The organism is Limnothrix sp. CMB-01, assembly GCF_055193175.1.
Genome location: NZ_CM143720.1, coordinates 4,325,745 through 4,342,715 on the forward strand (window position 1 = coordinate 4,325,745; position 16,971 = coordinate 4,342,715).

Here is a 16,971-nt window from a genome sequence, read left to right on the forward strand (position 1 = left end):
TGAGCTGAAGAAAAACCATCACGGTCAACAAAACCCATATTATGCATTTTGTCAAGTTAACACGCCAAAGTTCCTTGACCGGTAGAATCATAGGGACTGCAACCCTTTGATGACGCAAGCGACACCGCCGTGACTGCCGACAAAACTGCCAAGGCCGAAAGCCAATATAAGGACACCGTTAACCTGCCCCAGACCGCCTTCGACATGCGGGCCAACGCCAGCAAGCGCGAACCGGAAATTCAGGCCTTTTGGGCAGAAGCCAACATTTACGAAACCTTGGCAGCAGGCAACCCCGGCGAAACCTTCACCCTGCACGACGGCCCGCCCTACGCCAACGGGTCGTTGCACATGGGCCACGCCCTCAACAAAACCCTGAAGGACATCATCAACCGCTACCAACTGCTGCGCGGCCGCAAAGGGCGCTACGTTCCCGGTTGGGACTGCCACGGCCTGCCGATCGAACTGAAAGTGCTGCAATCCCTGGGCAAAGACGAACGCGCCGGCCTCACCCCGATCGCCCTGCGCCAAAAAGCCAAAGCCTACGCCCTCGAACAGGTCGAGATCCAAAAAGCCCAATTCATGCGCCTGGGCGTGTGGGGCGATTGGGAAAATCCCTACCTGACCCTGAAGCCGGAATACGAGGCGGCACAACTGGAAGTCTTTGGCGAAATGTTCACCAAGGGCTACATCTATCGCGGTCTAAAGCCGGTGCATTGGAGTCCCAGCTCCCAAACGGCCTTGGCGGAAGCGGAGTTGGAATATCCCGAGGGGCACATTTCCCAGTCGATCTATGCGGCGTTTCGGGTGACGGAACTGAGCGCGGCGGCCCAACCGGTGCTGGGTGAGTTCGCGGCGGACTTGGGCGTGGCGATTTGGACCACGACCCCTTGGACGATCCCCGGCAACTTGGGCGTGGCCGTGAATGGGGCTTTGGATTACGCGGTGGTGGATACGGCCGGGGAACTGGCGGGCCTGCCGCGCTATTTGGTGGTGGCAAAGGATTTGGCGGAGTCGCTGGCGGAGACCTTTGGGGCGGCCCTGACGGTGCGAGCCACGTTCAAGGGCGCACTGTTGGAGCATTGCCAGTACAAGCATCCGCTGTTCGATCGCACCTCGCCCGTCGTGATCGGCGGCGAATACATCACCACGGAGTCGGGGACAGGGCTGGTGCATACGGCTCCCGGCCATGGTCAAGAGGACTTCATTACCGGCCAAAAGTACGGGTTGGGTGTGCTGTCGCCTGTGGACGATCGGGGGAATTTCACTGAGGAAGCGGGCCCCTTTGCCGGGTTGAACGTGCTGAAGGATGCCAACGACGCGGTAATCGCCGCCCTAACCGAGGCGGGATCGCTGCTGAAGCGAGAACCCTACGCTCACAAATATCCCTACGATTGGCGCACGAAGAAGCCGACGATCTTCCGAGCGACGGAGCAGTGGTTCGCTTCGGTGGATGGCTTCCGGGAGGCGGCCATGGCGGCGATCGGGGAAGTGCGCTGGATTCCGGCCACGGGCCAAAACCGGATTGAGTCGATGGTGGGCGAGCGATCGGACTGGTGCATTTCCCGCCAGCGCAGTTGGGGCGTGCCGATTCCGGCGTTTTTCGATGCGGAAACCGGCGAGGTGCTGATGAACGCCGAGACGATCGCCCATGTGCGCGATATTTTCCGCGATCGCGGCTCCGATGCCTGGTGGGAACTGTCCGTGGCGGAACTGTTGCCGGAACCCTACCGCAGCAACGGCCGCACCTACACCAAGGGCACGGACACAATGGATGTGTGGTTCGACTCCGGCTCCTCCTGGGCGGCGGTGGCCAAACAGCGCGGCCTGGGCTACCCGGTCGATCTCTACCTGGAAGGCTCCGACCAACACCGGGGTTGGTTCCAATCCAGCCTGCTCACCAGCGTCGCCAACTCCGGCCATGCGCCCTACAAAACGGTGCTGACCCACGGGTTTACGCTCGATGAACAGGGCCGCAAAATGAGCAAATCCCTGGGCAACATCATCGACCCGCTGGAAATCATCAACGGCGGCAAGGATCAAAAACAAAACCCGCCCTACGGTGCGGATGTGCTGCGGTTGTGGGTGTCGTCGGTGGACTATTCCTCCGATGTGCCGATCGGGAAAACAATCCTGAAACAGATGGCCGATGTGTACCGCAAGATCCGAAATACGGCGCGGTTCCTGTTAGGCAATCTGCACGATTTTGACCCGGCAATGGATGCAGTTCCCTACGATCAACTGCCGGAACTCGATCGCTATTTGCTGCATCGGATCTCGGAAGTGTTTGGCGAAATTACAGAAGCTTTTGATAGTTTCCAATTCTTCAAGTTCTTCCAAACGGTGCAGAATTTCTGCGTGGTCGATCTGTCGAATTTCTATCTGGATATCGCTAAAGATCGCCTCTACATCAGCGCGCCGGCCGCCTTCCGTCGCCGCAGTTGCCAAACGGTCTTGGCGATCGCCCTGGAAAACCTGGCCAAGGCGATCGCCCCGGTGCTCTGCCACATGGCCGAGGACATCTGGCAAGCGATTCCCTACGCCAAATCCCATCCATCGGTATTCCAAGCCGGTTGGACGGCGATCGATCCCGCCTGGTCGCAACCCGCCCTCGCGGAAAAATGGCAGAACCTACGCCAAATCCGCATGGAAGCCAACAAGGTTTTGGAAGCGGCCCGCAAGGATGGGGCGATCGGGGCCAGCCTGGAAGCGAAGTTGCTGCTATACGTGGCCGATGATTCCCTGCGCGATCAACTGTCGAAATTCAACCCGGTTTCCTCCCTGAATGATGACACCAACGGGGTCGATGAATTGCGCTATTTGTTCATCACCTCCCAGGTGGAATTGCTGGATGGAGTCGATCGGCTCCAGGGCTTGAAATACAGTTTTGAATCGGAGCCGCTGGGCGTGGGCGTGGTGGATGCCGAGGGGCACAAGTGCGATCGCTGCTGGAACTATTCGCCCTCGGTCGGCACGATTGAGGAACATCCCTTGGCGTGCGATCGCTGCGTTTCGGCCTTGGCGGGCACTTTTTAAAACTGGCGAAATTGCGGGCGCACATCGGTGCGCCCCTACCTGGAACATGCTGAATGATTCTGCTCTGCTAATCATCTCGGCCAGACTTTATGAATGATTTGAAAATAGATGACTTGCGATCACTCTCCTTGGGCGATCGGGCAACGTTGATTGATACCTATGCCAAGTCAATAACAGTTCCTCCACAAATCAAACCGAGTTTGCAAACTGCCTATCAGCGAGCAACTGCCATCAAGCCGCTATTGCTGGACTATTGCCGTGAACAAATTACAGCCGATCAGCAAGACAACTCTGTACTCGATCGCCAAAACCAATCAGAGGCGATCACCCAAAAATGTCATGCATTTGCCCAGCAATTTATCGACTCGATTCCGTCCCTAGTGCGATCGCCTCGCCAAGCTGCTGAAAATCCCAAAAATCTCTATGAACTCTGTGGTGCAACACTCTTTACTGCTAGTAATGCAATTTCTCGCAGTTTAAGCACCAAAATGGGTCAACTATGGGAAGATTTGGCTAAAATCAGTCCTTATGCCATCAGCCCAGAAAAAGACTTTGGGATCAAAATTACAGGAATAGACATCATTATTTTTGAGGTGGGCCACACCAACCCGATCTTCACGCAACTCAAAACGACACCTGGCACATTAACCGGTAGCCAAAAGCCCAGATCTCAGGAAGAGTTAGCTATTCATGAATTTTCCTTATTTGCTGCTGCATTCTGTTTAGGGACTTGGAACTTTTCTAGTCCCACAATTCCTCGGGCTTGCGGTCAGGAGTTTTGGTCAAAGATTGGGATTGAGTATGGTCTAGTTGAAGACAGCGTAAAAACCATGATTTTGAATATTGAAGCGGCTTATCTCGCTTTTCAAAGTGAGCAATAGATCAAAAGATATCTAAGCAAAGCTGCTGTGATTTGTCATGACCATGTTCAGGCTGTTCTGAGTTGCCAACAACGTCGGCCCACCAGCTCACGTCATCAGTTTTAGAGTAACGAGAATAGGGAAAGTCCGGATATTTGGTTTCTGTTTGACCGTTGAGATAGTCAAGCAACATTTGACCGATCGCCTTCCCTAGCGAACAGGGCACTGCATTACCAATTTGGCGATAGCGATCGAGCAATCCACCGGCAATTTTCCAATCATCTGGAAATTCCTGTAAGCGTTTATATTCTTGAACACTTAAGGGACGATCTTCCTCAGGATGCGCTAAATCGGTAGCTGGCATTGCTGGATGAGTCACGATCGTGGGTGACGGTTTATCCCAGGCCAGACGGCGATAAAAGCCCGTTTTTCCGCCCACAGCTTGATAAGAACCGCCAAGGGCTTCCGCGTGTAATTCTGGTGGCAAATCTCGCCAATATTGTCCGGCTTTTAACAGGCGATAATATTTCAAGCGCTTTTCAGGGAATTTCACAAATTCATGACCTTCGGTGGGTAAGCCCGCTAAGGCATCCTGTAGCGTGCGCCAGCGCGGCAAATTATAAAGCCCTGTTTCAGAATGAGTTGGTGTTAAATAGGGCAATTTCTGCCCATCACGACTGCAAGCGATCACCACCCGTTCTCGTTGTTGAGGAGAGCCAAAATTAGCAGCATTGTATAAATTGAATGAAACACTATAGCCAGCAGATTTAATTTTTTGAATGATGTGCACTAGGGCACTACCGCGTTTTTCCTCTGGATTCAGGGGCGGTGCTTGTTTGCCGCGCAGGTGCATGGGGCGGTGCTGGAGAGTTGCTGATAGCAATCCTCGGACGTTTTCCAGGACAAAAAAACGAGGATTTAATTCAATTACCAAATCAATAAATAATAAAAAAACATTACCACGATCATCATTAAAGCTCTGCCGCTTGCCAGCACTGCTGAAAGCTTGGCAAGGTGGCCCACCCACAACTAAATCAAGATCCTGATTAACTTTTAGCTTGGCTAGGGATCGAATTTCGGGGGCTGTGTAATCTCTCACGTCGCCTAATAGGGGTAGGTAGGGACGGTTCAGTTGAATAGTTTGTCGAGCGGCTGGATCAATTTCTGATGCGAGTAACACTTCAATACCCGCTTTTTCGAGACCTAAATCAAGGCCCATACACCCTGAAAAAAAACTTAAGGCTTGAATCATATGAAAGCTATTAACAGCTATTAATTGATGGTGACGGTAAGGAATTTGGGCTAACAGCACCCGCTGATAATGACTAAGGATTGGGCACTACACTTGCAAGATCTCTGACTTTGCCATGATATGAAATTCCTTGCAAAAATCAAAAGATCTGAGGTTCAAGATCTGGGGAGAGTGTTGCAGTTCAGAATTAACAACCGCGCCTGAGGTGTTCTGTGCTGGCGGGCGATCGCTGCGTTTTGGCCTTGGCGGGCGTGTTTTAGCCGAAATCATTCCTGAAATGGATTGCCGATCGCCTGAGTGGGTGCTCGGGCCAATGGTTGCCGTTGATTTTTGGGCGGGTTCCATGGGCACAATTTGTGGCCCGGTCATTGCGAGAAGGGCCATGAAGCGGTACAAAGCGATCGCAGCGGGGCACTGTTCACTCGAGGCTTTGTGGCAATTGCGGAGCGGTGTGATCCATGACAGCGGATTTTTGGACTTGGTATGCGCAAGCGCGCCGCCAAGCATCGGAGCAGCAAGTGCCCATTGGGGAACTGGATTGGCTCTTGGTCGAATGGGCCGGGGTCGATCGGCTGCGGCTGCGGCTCCAGGTGGGCGATTTGCCTTCGGGAATCGACCTAGAGCGCTTGGATCAACTGTGGCAGCGGCGATTGATCGATCGCGTACCGGTGCAGTACCTGGCTGGGGTGGTGGGCTGGCGCAATTTTCGGCTGCAGGTGTCTCCCGGGGTGCTGATTCCTCGGCCCGAGACGGAGTTAATTGTGGACTTGGCTTGGGAGCTGACGGCGACGAATGCCCTCTTGCGGCGGGGGGTTTGGGCGGATTTGGGGACGGGGAGCGGGGCGATCGCCCTGGCGCTGGCGGAAGCCATGCCGGAGGCAACGATTTGGGCGGTGGATCGATCGACAGCGGCGCTGGAAATTGCCCATCTCAACGCCATGCACACAGGGCTGGATCACCGAATTCACCTTGCGTTGGGGAACTGGTTTGAACCTCTGACGGATCTGGCGGGCCACCTGGCGGGGATGGTTTCCAATCCGCCCTATATCCCGAGTGCGGAAGTGCCTGCGTTGCAGCCGGAAGTTGCTGACCATGAACCCCATGGGGCGCTCGATGGGGGATCCGATGGCCTCGATTGCTTGCGTCATTTGGTGAAGACGGCTCCGGCCTATCTCCGACCGGGTGGCGTTTGGTTGGTGGAGGTGATGGCTGGGCAGGCTCCGACGGTGATGGAACTGTTGTGGGCCAAGGGGTCTTATCAGGAGATTACGGCCCATCGGGATTTGGCGGGGATTGATCGATTTGTTTCGGCTAGATACCAACCGCTGCGTCGCCCGCTCTCTGTGGAAATCGCCCCCACCGCGTGATAATAGGAAGGTTATCTGAACGGGCTTTGGCCCTGGGTTGCCTGAGCGATTTCTAAGGGGCGATCGGGATGGCGATCGGGACTGGGATGGGTGCTTGATCGGGTGGTTGTGCTGGAATCAGTGCCGCCTCCAGAAAGAGCCGAATCCAGTTCCGTGGTGTTAACCGCATCCAGGAAAGCGTTCAGGCAAAAATGTTCAGGGAAAACGTGGCCTCTGGTCTGGGGCTGCGGCGTTGATGATCGTTCAGCTATGGTGTGTTGAAAGTTCATGTCCGTCACCGGTTCTACTTTGCCTAAAACCTTTTTGCTGCTTGGCTCCGGCGAGTTAGGCAAAGAGTTTGCGATCGCGGCCAAGCGTCTGGGCAACCAGGTGATTGCGGTCGATCGCTATGCCAATGCGCCCGCGATGCAGGTGGCCGACGAGGCAGAGGTCATCTCAATGTTGGATGGGGATGCGCTGGAGTCGATCGTGACGAAGCATCGCCCAGATTTCATCGTTCCGGAAATTGAAGCAATTCGCACCGAAAAGCTCGCGGAGTTTGAAGCACGCGGAATCACCGTCATTCCGACGGCCGCCGCCACCCACTACACCATGAACCGCGATCGAATCCGGGACTTGGCGGCGGGCGAGTTGGGGGTGCGCACGGCTCGCTATGGCTATGCGGCCACCTTGGCGGAATTGCAGGCCGTGGCGGCAGAGATTGGCTTTCCGAATGTGGTGAAGCCGGTGATGTCTTCGTCGGGCAAGGGCCAATCCGTGGTGCGATCGCCCGAGGAGCTAACCACCGCTTGGCAGTACGCCACCGAACAGGGGCGCGGTGACCAGGCCAAGGTGATTGTTGAGGAATTTATTCACTTTGAGCTGGAGATCACGCTGCTGACGATTCGGCAGTGGGCGGGGCCAACGTTGTTTTGCCCCCCGATCGGCCATCGTCAAGAACGCGGTGACTATCAAGAATCCTGGCAACCGGCCCCGATCGCTCCGGAGCTGTTGAAGCAGGCCCAATCGATCGCCCAACGGGTGACGGAGGCCCTGGGCGGCGCGGGCATTTTTGGGGTGGAATTTTTCATCACGCCTGACGCTGCCATTTTCTCTGAGCTGTCGCCCCGCCCCCACGACACGGGCATGGTCACTCTCATCTCCCAAAACCTGAATGAGTTTGAGCTGCACCTGCGGGCCATTTTGGGGTTGCCCATCCCAGAAATTACGGTTTACGAACCGGCTGCGAGTGCTGCCATTTTGGCCAATCGCCAGTCGGATCCCGCAGAGTCGGTGGTCTATGACGGGTTGGCGGAAGCCCTGATGGAGCCGGGCACGGATGTACGGTTGTTTGGCAAACCCAGCACCCGTCAATATCGGCGGATGGGGGTGGCCCTGGCGCGGGCTGACTCGATCGACCAGGCCCGGGCCAAGGCAAATCGAGTGGCGCGATCGGTTCAGGTCAACCTGACGGGGCTATAGGGAGCCGATGGGGCCGCTGAATGTGCTGCTGGAGCGATCGCCCCCGAGGCCAGCGACGATCGCTCCCCAAGGTCGGGCAGAGCGGAGGCCCCAACCGGTTTTCGATTGCGTTTTCTGGAGTCCAGTGTTTTTGCAAGGAGAATCTCGGTATGATGAGGGCGATCGTCCAAATGCATCCTCAAAAATCTTGAAAAAATGTTGGCCGCCGTGGTTTTGGGACTAGATCATTTTTGAAGAACCTTCAGCCCCATCCAGCCACCTTCAGGTCAAGCCATCTTCAAGCCATCTTTAGGTTAAATCGCCAATCAATTCTTGTTTCAATGCTGATCATTTTTGCGTTAACTGGTGGCTTTTCAACCCGGTGCTATGGAAGCCCCAACTAATCAACTTATCCAATGCATTGCATCAGCCCGGTTGAATTAGTCGGATTGAATGAGCCTGAGCGAATTAGCCCGACTAAATTAGCCCAATGAAACTCGCTTGATTAGACTGGCTTGCTTGAACTAGATTAAGTTTGTGTTCTACCTGTGATTCAGTTCGCGATTCAAGGGGGGGATCCTAGCCAAATCACAGACTAACTACAGATCAATAACAGATCAACAGCAGATCAATATCGGTGTTGCCCATCTAATTGCAGTTGAAATTGAATTTTTGGGGTTTGTTTCAGATTTTTTGTGCAGCCCATTCCGTTGTTTGAAGACGGAAGGCCGGTCAACCTCCCTAACAGCCATTTGTAGCCCGCACCATGTTGGAGTTTTTGCGTCCAGATTTGGTTGAGTTTGTCGCCTATCAGGCTCACCCGGGGGGAGAGTTACCCACGGGCGTTGAGATTGATCGTCTGGACACCAATGAATGTCCCTATCAGTTGCCGGAAGCGCTGAAAGAAAAACTCTGCTTAACCTATCAGAACCTGATTGAAACCAACCGTTACCCGGGAGGCGATCATACGGATCTGAAGCGGGCGATCGCCCAATACGTGAATGAAGCCTGCTCGGCCATTGCCAACGGCACGGCGGAGGCGATCGCCCCTGGGCAAATTTCCGTGGGGAATGGCTCGGATGAATTAATTCGATCGATCTTGATTGCCACCTGTGTGGGCGGTCGTGGTCGCGTGTTGGTGGCCCAGCCCACCTTTGGCATGTATGGGATTTTGGCCCAAACCCTGGGAATTCCGGTGGAACGGGTGGGCCGATCGCCCAAAACCTTTGAAATTGATCTGGATGCCGCGCGTCAGGTCATTGCCCAAGCGCAACTGACCCCCTCGCCCGTGCGGGTGGTGTGGATGGTGCATCCCAACTCCCCCACCGCCAACGCCCTGACGACGGCGGAACTCAACTGGTTGCGGGGACTGCCACCCAATATTTTGGTGGTGATTGACGAAGCCTATTTTGAATTCAGTCGTCGCACCGTGGTGGGCGAACTGCAAGCGCGGCCCAACTGGGTGGTTTTGCGGACGTTTTCGAAGGCGTTTCGATTGGCGGCCCATCGGGTGGGTTACGCGATCGCCAATCCCGAATTGTCCGCCATTCTGGAAAAGGTACGCCTACCCTACAACCTGCCCAGCTTTACCCAAGCGGCCGCCCTCGCCGCATTGGCCCACCGCCGAGACCTGTTGGCGATCGTCCCAGAAATTTTGACGGAGCGCGATCGATTGCTCCAGCAGTTACGGGCCCTGCCAGGACTGGAACTGTGGGACAGCCAAGCGAATTTTCTTTATGCTCGCCTGAAGGGAGCCGCCAACACCGACGAAGCCATGGCTCATTTGGTTCAGCAGCTTAAGCAGCAGGGAACCCTGATTCGTCACACAGGAGGCGGATTGCGTATTACCGTGGGCAGCCCGGCGGAAAATGCACGTACTGTCGATCGAATGCGGGTGGCCTTGGCGCAAACCGTTGCCTCCCGCTAGGCGATCGGGCTGAAATTTGCTGCAAAGGTGCTTCCCCCTGATCGATCGGGGGGAAGCCGTTTTTTAGCAGCCAGACTTTAGCAGCGAAGTTCGCGAAATTTTAGGGGATATCTGAAAAGTCATCACTGCCACCTTGCGAGTCTCATCGATCATCGAAAACAAGGGGCTTCAGCCCCTTGCTCCACGACGACTCGTGCTTTGCAGGCCTCTCAAGTTACTTCTCAGACACCCACTTAGGCGCTAGATGGGATCACCCACTTCAGACATTAATTGCCGTAATTCCACCGGGCCCGATACCCCCGGTTATCCACATGGGTGAAGGTGGAGCCATATCCCAGGCCCCCTTCCCACCAAGGATCCAGAATCCGCTGCACCGCTTGGGGTGAAAGACCCTCCACCACAAAATCCACCCCATGGCCTCGCATGTGGGTTGAGTTGGAAGCGCCGCCCACAGCCCGGTTCACCGCTGGCGGTCGATACCAACTGGTGATGGTGATGGCGCGATCGCCCAATTTGGTGCGAATTCGCTGCATCTGTTGAGCCATCCGCACAATGTTGCGGGCAATTTCTTCCGACTCAGGGAGCCTGGTGCCGTCCTTAGTCGCTTCTCCCCAAAAAAAGGAACCGTTCGGCACAATTGGATCACGGGTTCCCACCACACCATAGCCAGGGATCCGAATGGCGGGGCCGCGGGAAGGCGCGGGGCTAGGACTAGGCGCGGGCGCAGGTTGAGGGGCGGGCGCGGGAGCCGGGGCCGGTCTTGGGGCGGGGGCTGGAGCCGGGGCGGGCGCGGGGCTAGGAGCGGGAGCCGGGGCAGGGCTAGGAGCCGGACTGGCCGAAAGCAATTGATCGGCATCAATTAAGTCCACATGGCCGGCAAACACAAACCAAGTTTGGCGATCGCCCACCGGCTCACTGAGCTGCACCTGATAGTGGCTGCCCGATCGACTGATGGCCCGAATCCGAAAATCGCCCGGCGATACGGACACCTCTTCATCATCCTTAAGTTCTGCGGAAGAGACGGGGCGCTGCTTAAAGATGGTGGGCACTTTGACCCGAATCTTGGGCAGGGGCGGAAAATTAGTTGCGTCCTTTGGCGGCGGGTAGGGCGGCACGTTCAATAGCTCGATGTGCCCCTTAAACACGACCCAATTTTTGCGATCGCGCAGGGGCTGCATCAACACCACGCTCAGGTGGGAATCGGGCGCTTCTTCGTAGCTTTCAAGGGGAAATTCACCCCGGGCCACACTCAGCTTCTCCGCGCTGCTCAGGGCCGAAGACAGGGCCACACGGGTTTTAAAAACGGTTTCGCTCTTGACAACCAGGGTGGGGACGGCGGCAATTTCCAAATGATCTTTAAAGATGAACCACTCTTGGCGATTCCCGATCGGCTCGATCAGGGTCACCCGATAGTGACTTCCTTCCAAAACGGCCGCCTGTACCGTGAGTTCGCGGGGGGCAACCGAGAGTTTTTCTGCGGTTGGCAGTTCACTCGACGAGACTGGCCGGCTTTTGAAGATCGTGGGTTGAACGATTTTCAGCTTCACCATAGGTTGCACCACACCGAAATACAGCGCCCAGTGATCTTGAACTGGTTGCAGTTACTTGGACATGCTAGCCATCAATAGGTTGGATGGCTTGAAGCTTCAAGGATTTTTACGAATTTTGCCACTCTCGTTGCCCGATCGCCATGGGGCTTCAGCCCTCGATCGCTTGGATTAGCCCTAACAACTGGCCCTAACAACTCATTCGCGGTGTCTACTCGATACTGACCATTTGGTGTCGGCCAGCTCAACGTTAGTAGTCATAGCTGCTGCCGCCGAGGCCGCTGGGGGGCGCAATCCGGGGATCCGGCGCGATCGCCAGCCATAGGGGGAACTGCAACAACGAAAGGCTAATGCGGCCGTCGGACTCGTCCACCACAATGAACGGCACGCCACCGCCCCGCTGGATTCGATCGGCCCGTTGCGCCAAGGGATCCGGGGACTCAAATAGCATTACGCCCTGTTCGGCCCCAAAGTCGGCGCGGGAAATGCCCAGGGAGTCTTGCAGGCCGCGCCGCCAGTCGCCCAGCCGCTCGGGACTGTCGATCAGGATCAGGGTTCGGAGTCGATCGCCATGGATGGCCCGCAGCACGGAGATGGTGGCGGAAACCACCAGGATGTTTTGTAGGCGGCTGCCCATGGTGCGCAGGGCCCCTCGACCGCTGAGGTCAAAAAACCACTGACTGACCCGATCGGCGTGAACCTGCTCAAAGGTGCGCCGCAAACGCCACGGGGGACCGTAATAGTCCGGCCGGGTGCGATATCGCTCTAGGATTTGCTCAATTTTGCGGCGATCGCCCTGAAATTGTCCCTCGATCGCGGTGGGTGGCGTGGGGGCCGATCGCTCCGGAGCCGGGGCTGGAGTTGGGGCAGGCGGCGGCGCAAAGGATAATTCCTCAGCGGCGGCCACCAACTCTTGCAAACTACCGACCAGATAGTCCTTGAAACCCTGAACCCTGGCGGCAACGTTTTGGGATGCACCGGCAAACGTGCTTTTCATTTCCTGGCGAATTCGTTCCTGACGGCGCTCCAGTTGCTCAATGCTGGCGGTCAGGTTTTGGCGGCGCTGTTCCAGCTCGGCAGTTCCCAAGCTGAGAATGCGGCTGAGGTCGCGACGGGCTTGGGCAATTTCCGCCAGCAGTTGATCGCGTTGCTCTTGGAGATCGGCCACGCGATCGGCCAAGGCTTGGGCGGCTGATTGGGAATTTTGGGAATTTGAAGTTGGCGCTGGGTCGAGATTGGGCTGTGCGCTTGGATCGGGATCTGGGTTTGGGTTTGGGTCTGCACTTGAAGTGGCTGCTGGCGTTGCTCGATCGGGGTTATCCGCTGGAGGCGCTGCCGACTCTGGAGCCGCGACGATCGGGGCCGGAGCCACCGGGGAGCTGTCGATCGGGGATGGTGCGTCGATCGTGTCCGGTGTCGCTGTCGGTTCCGGGGCGGGGGAAGCCTCGGGGGCCAAATCGGCCAAATCGGTGATCGATTCCCCTGTGGCTGTCAGCGCTGCTGTGCTCGATCGATCCACCGAGCTGACCGGTGTTCCGGCCGTCGCCGCTTCTCCCACCTGGGGCGATGGGGCAGGGGTGGGCAACGGTTCATCGTCCCAGTTGGTTTCCGAGGGGCGATCGATCGATTCGGACAGATCAGCAATATCAGACATTTCAAGCACTAGATTGCAAACAGTGGAACGCTCAAGCGGAACAACACTGAGCGTTTAAACCTTGGCCGCCATCATCCCAGTTCCTTGGACAATTATGATTCGTAGCCCCACCCGATCTTCGGTCGGGTTTCCCGAAAGTGACCGATCTCGCCAATTCCATCGCTCCCGCTCGATCGCCCTCAGAAATTTCCCCGGCGCTCGATCGTGCCCCAGCGGCCCTATTGCCAAGCGCGGCGCTTAGGTAGTTGTTTCGCTTCCAAACAGGCCCGCAAGAGCTTGGGGTCAAACAAAATGGGCAGGAAATGCAAGCTCTTCACTTCCTTGAAATAGAACAGGGTCGGTAGGTAGTACCAAAAGATATCCCAGTTTTCCCAATCCTGGTAAGGAAAGCGCCGAATCAGCTTGTCACCCCGGTAAATGTCCAAAGCCGTTGCCGTGAACAACAGCCGCAGGGTGGCCGCTTGCAGGGTCAAAAACGCCGAAAACGCCGCCAGCGCCAACGCCGCCAACAAGTTCCAAGCCAAAAACAGAATTGAGATGGCCGCCAAACCCGTGGGCAACACAAAATCCGGCGGCAGTTCGATCACCTCCGAATCGGGCAGCGAGCCAGCGGTGGTTTCCCCAGGGGCGATCGGGGACAAGTCGGGCGACTGGACAGCGGATGGGGTTGCGTTGGATTCAGACATACTTAGGCGATCGCGAGTTGGAATCAATTGGGACGCGAGTTGAAAACAATGTTGAAATCAATGTTGAAATCAATTGGGATCAGTTGAGATCAAAAAAATACAGCAATAGCTCTGGAATAGCTCTGGGTATGGCCCTGGGATTGCTCCAGACCGCTTTGGCGTTGAGCACAGCCATTTCAACGCGGCAAACATTTCAACGCGGCAAAACGCAGCGATTGGATGACCAAGGGCAGCGGTCGCTGTCCCATTCTAAGAGGATGTTTGGAACGGCGCGATCGATCCTGCCCTTCACCCCTGGTCTGTGACTCATGCGCCGGTTCTCAGCACCTTTCTCCGCAAATTTACGGCAACGACACCCACCCGATCGCCCTGTTAACCTGAAAGGCACGAAGCGTTGGGAAAGCATGGAGCGATGGAAACAGCAGTCGATCGAGTGGTGAACCCTGAAGCGATCGCGCCGGAAGTGACCCCGGAAGTGACCCCGGAAGTTGATTCGCCATCTTTGTCTCCTTTGCCTTGTGGGTTGGCATCCGCCCCGTCAGCGTCCGTTGGATTGGGACCAGCCACCCTGCGCAAGGTTCACCACATCGCCCTCAACGTCAAGGATATGGAGGCTGCCCGTCGCTTTTATGGCGGTTTGTTGGGTCTGGAGGAGTTAACGGGCGATCGGGTTCCCAGCACCCTCAAATCCCTGGTGGCGGCGGGCAAGGTTGCCAACTTTTTGCTCCCCGATGGCTTGATTTTGGATTTGTTTTGGGAGCCAGACCTACAGCCGCCGCACCCGGATCCGGATCAGCAATTTACCCGCGCCAATCATTTGGCCTTTGATATTGCTCCCGAAGCGTTCGATCGCGCCCTTGTCGTCCTTCAGCAGCACCAAGTGGCGATCGCCCATGGGCCCGTCACTCGCCCCACCGGTCGTGGTGTTTACTTTTACGACCCTGACGGATTCATGGTAGAAATTCGCTGTGATCCGGATCCAAAGTCTTCGGAGTCCAGTTAAGAAATCACCGTTGTTGCATTCACCCTTCGCCCCATCTTTGAACCCAATTTCAAAACTCAATTTCAAAGCTCAAGTTCATGAGCCAATTTCAAAACTCGAGTTCATGAGGCAATTTCGGAAGATATCTGAAAAGCCAAAATAGACACCTGAATTTAGCCATTATTTGCGAGCAATTACCATGACTAATCTGCAAAATTCGACTGATCGCGCCACTCAATTTTATGATTGGCAAGGCTATCGCTGTAGCTATGATCAGTGGGGAACAGCCCAGCCGAACCAGCCAGTTTTGTTATTAATTCACCCGATCGGGGTTGGCCTATCGCGACACTTTTGGACGCGGTTCATTAATGCTTGGGAGCGATCGGGCAGTGCCTTAGCCATCTTTAATCCAGATTTGTTGGGCTGTGGGGATGCGGCCAAGCCTCGTTACGCCCTTTATCCAGAAGATTGGGCCGATCAACTGCTGCATTTTGTGCAAACGGTGGTGCAGCGGCCGGTGATTTTGGTGGTGCAAGGGGCGTTGTTTCCCGTGGCGATCGAGATGGTGGAGCGATCGACCCATGCCAACAATGCCAGCGGGGCGATCGACATTCGCGGCCTGATTCTCTCGGGGCCGCCTGCTTGGCAAGTGATGGCCGAAGTTGCGCCAAAGTGGCAACAGAAATTGCTCTGGAATGGGCTGTTTGACTCTTGGATCGGGGCTGCTTTTTTTCAATATGCGAAGCGGCGGCAATTTTTGAGTTCTTTTTCGGCAAAACAGCTTTTTGCTGCCTTGCCAGATATTGACGAAGAATGGCTTTCCATGCTGGATCAAGGGGCTGCGGATCCGGCCAGTCGCCATGCGGTTTTTGCGTTTCTGGCTCGGTTTTGGCAGAAGGGCTATGCCGAAAAAATTCGCAAAATCCCCTACCCAACCTTGGCCTTGTTTGGGGAAACCGCTTCTAGCATCAGTAAAAGCGGCAAGCAGGAAAGCCCCGATCAGCGTCTCAATCTTTACCTTGAAAATCTTCCCCAAGGTGAAGGCTACAAACTTCCAGGACGGAATGTTTTGCCCTATGAATCCACGGCAGCTTTCACCCGTGCGGTTTCAGAATTCACCCTCAAACTGCTTGTAAAGATAGATTGACTGGAAGGGAATAAAAACTAAATCAATCGATAATTAAGCCAACTCGTTTCTACTCATCGTTATTCTGAACAGAATAGAGGGAAGCAGTGAGATTGTCGATTGCCCAGAATTGATGACAATACTTCGTCATAATTCAGTCATATTGAGCAGTAACAGCCCTTTGTGACGACAAGGGGCGATCGATTTGGCTCATTCCCAAGCCAATTGAAGTAAATGGGGTGAATAACGTCATGGATGCAGATGAACTGTTGGGGCGCTATCGCTTAGGAGAACGGAATTTTCGAGGTGCAGATCTCAGTGAAGTTAATCTGATTGCGGCCGAGCTACCGGGAATTAATTTGAGCGAAGCCAATTTGGTGTTGGCTAACTTAACCCGTGCCAACTTGAGTGAAGCCAATTTGAACGGTGCAAACTTGATTGGGGTGGATTTGATTGGGGTGAATCTCAGTCGAGCTAGCCTCACTTGGGTCAGGGCGATCGGGGCCAACTTTACCGGAGCCAATTTATCAGCCACTAACTCGATCGAAGCGGTCTTCACTGGGGCAACCTTTGATGGTGCTAATCTTCATCGACTCTGCGCTTTGGGGGCTGATTTTGTGGGCGCATCGTTGGTGGGAGTGAACTTACAAGAAGCAAATATTTTGGGAGCCAATTTTGCCGGGGCCGACCTGCATATGGCAAAGTTAGCCGAGTCCAATTTCCAGGATGCCTATTGGAAGTCTGCCAAGTTGCCTCCCGATTTAATGTTGAAACTACGTCAACATCAGCGCCATCGAATTCATAGCGCTGACACGAGTGCTGAAACGGCCTGAAGGCGCTTAACTGATTTTTGGGAGTATGGTTTTCGCTCTGTACATCAGTGAAAAAAGCAGGCCATAAACTTGTAATCCAAAGGATCGATGGCATTGATCAATCATTTCTGGCGCTGCGAGTAATTGCAAAAATGGCAGAAATTTTGGACACCATGCCTATTTGGATGCTCAAGAAAGTCTGACAGTCATCAGGGTTTATCTTTTTTATTTGAGAATTGATTGCAAAGTCACAACAAGATCACACAGTTACTTGAGGCTGAGTTT

Annotated in this window: 13 protein-coding genes; 9 read left to right on the plus strand and 4 right to left on the minus strand. The window is 55.1% G+C overall.

Going from position 1 to position 16,971, the window contains the following annotated elements; translation table 11 throughout:
• Positions 1-204 precede the first annotated feature (204 nt).
• Both ileS and ACZA91_RS17900 read left to right on the plus strand, forming a co-directional pair.
• A complete protein-coding gene (ileS, locus tag ACZA91_RS17895) occupies positions 205-3,033 on the plus strand; it encodes an isoleucine--tRNA ligase (RefSeq protein ID WP_463186474.1) in 2,829 nt (942 codons plus the stop codon).
• A gap of 89 nt (positions 3,034-3,122) precedes the next feature.
• On the plus strand, positions 3,123-3,914 hold the full coding sequence (locus ACZA91_RS17900; RefSeq protein ID WP_190530664.1) for a hypothetical protein: 792 nt from the start codon (positions 3,123-3,125) through the stop codon (positions 3,912-3,914).
• A 1-nt stretch (position 3,915) separates the two neighbouring features.
• On the opposite strand, the gene ACZA91_RS17905 is transcribed toward ACZA91_RS17900, so the two are convergent.
• Positions 3,916-5,145: a DNA cytosine methyltransferase gene (locus tag ACZA91_RS17905; protein ID WP_463183820.1), complete on the minus strand. Its 1,230-nt coding sequence runs from the start codon at positions 5,143-5,145 to the stop codon at positions 3,916-3,918.
• Positions 5,146-5,603: 458 nt separating this feature from the next.
• On the opposite strand from ACZA91_RS17905, the gene prmC reads away from it, so the two are divergent.
• From prmC to ACZA91_RS17920, 3 genes are all read left to right on the plus strand, one after another.
• On the plus strand, positions 5,604-6,512 hold the full coding sequence (prmC, locus tag ACZA91_RS17910) for a peptide chain release factor N(5)-glutamine methyltransferase (RefSeq protein ID WP_099534616.1): 909 nt from the start codon (positions 5,604-5,606) through the stop codon (positions 6,510-6,512).
• A 267-nt stretch (positions 6,513-6,779) separates the two neighbouring features.
• Positions 6,780-7,973 carry a formate-dependent phosphoribosylglycinamide formyltransferase gene (gene purT / locus ACZA91_RS17915; RefSeq protein ID WP_190354698.1) on the plus strand — a complete coding sequence of 398 codons (1,194 nt, stop codon included), beginning with the start codon at positions 6,780-6,782 and terminating at the stop codon, positions 7,971-7,973.
• Between the two features lie 745 nt (positions 7,974-8,718).
• On the plus strand, positions 8,719-9,879 hold the full coding sequence (locus tag ACZA91_RS17920) for a histidinol-phosphate transaminase (protein WP_099534619.1): 1,161 nt from the start codon (positions 8,719-8,721) through the stop codon (positions 9,877-9,879).
• Positions 9,880-10,145: 266 nt separating this feature from the next.
• Here ACZA91_RS17920 and ACZA91_RS17925 read toward each other — a convergent pair whose 3' ends face one another.
• The 3 genes from ACZA91_RS17925 to ACZA91_RS17935 form a co-directional block, all read right to left on the minus strand.
• Complete coding sequence (locus tag ACZA91_RS17925; protein WP_463183823.1) at positions 10,146-11,429, minus strand: D-Ala-D-Ala carboxypeptidase family metallohydrolase; 1,284 nt, start codon at positions 11,427-11,429, stop codon at positions 10,146-10,148.
• Positions 11,430-11,676: 247 nt separating this feature from the next.
• The gene (locus ACZA91_RS17930) at positions 11,677-13,080 is read right to left on the minus strand and encodes a DUF3086 domain-containing protein (RefSeq protein ID WP_463183824.1); all 1,404 of its coding nucleotides are present in this window, start codon (positions 13,078-13,080) and stop codon (positions 11,677-11,679) included.
• 218 nt (positions 13,081-13,298) lie between these two features.
• Entirely contained in the window at positions 13,299-13,766 is a 468-nt protein-coding gene (locus ACZA91_RS17935; protein ID WP_190529601.1) for a DUF3119 family protein, read from the minus strand.
• A gap of 219 nt (positions 13,767-13,985) precedes the next feature.
• Here ACZA91_RS17935 and ACZA91_RS17940 point away from each other — a divergent pair, with 219 nt between their 5' ends.
• The 4 genes from ACZA91_RS17940 to ACZA91_RS17955 all read left to right on the plus strand — a co-directional run bounded on the left by ACZA91_RS17940 (position 13,986) and on the right by ACZA91_RS17955 (position 16,707).
• Positions 13,986-14,147 carry a hypothetical protein gene (locus tag ACZA91_RS17940; protein ID WP_158234514.1) on the plus strand — a complete coding sequence of 54 codons (162 nt, stop codon included), beginning with the start codon at positions 13,986-13,988 and terminating at the stop codon, positions 14,145-14,147.
• 31 nt (positions 14,148-14,178) lie between these two features.
• Positions 14,179-14,769, plus strand: a complete 591-nt coding sequence (locus ACZA91_RS17945) for a VOC family protein (protein ID WP_463183827.1) — start codon at positions 14,179-14,181, stop codon at positions 14,767-14,769.
• A gap of 178 nt (positions 14,770-14,947) precedes the next feature.
• Complete coding sequence (locus tag ACZA91_RS17950) at positions 14,948-15,895, plus strand: alpha/beta fold hydrolase (RefSeq protein ID WP_463183829.1); 948 nt, start codon at positions 14,948-14,950, stop codon at positions 15,893-15,895.
• A gap of 230 nt (positions 15,896-16,125) precedes the next feature.
• Complete coding sequence (locus tag ACZA91_RS17955) at positions 16,126-16,707, plus strand: pentapeptide repeat-containing protein (RefSeq protein WP_190354693.1); 582 nt, start codon at positions 16,126-16,128, stop codon at positions 16,705-16,707.
• Positions 16,708-16,971 lie beyond the last annotated feature (264 nt).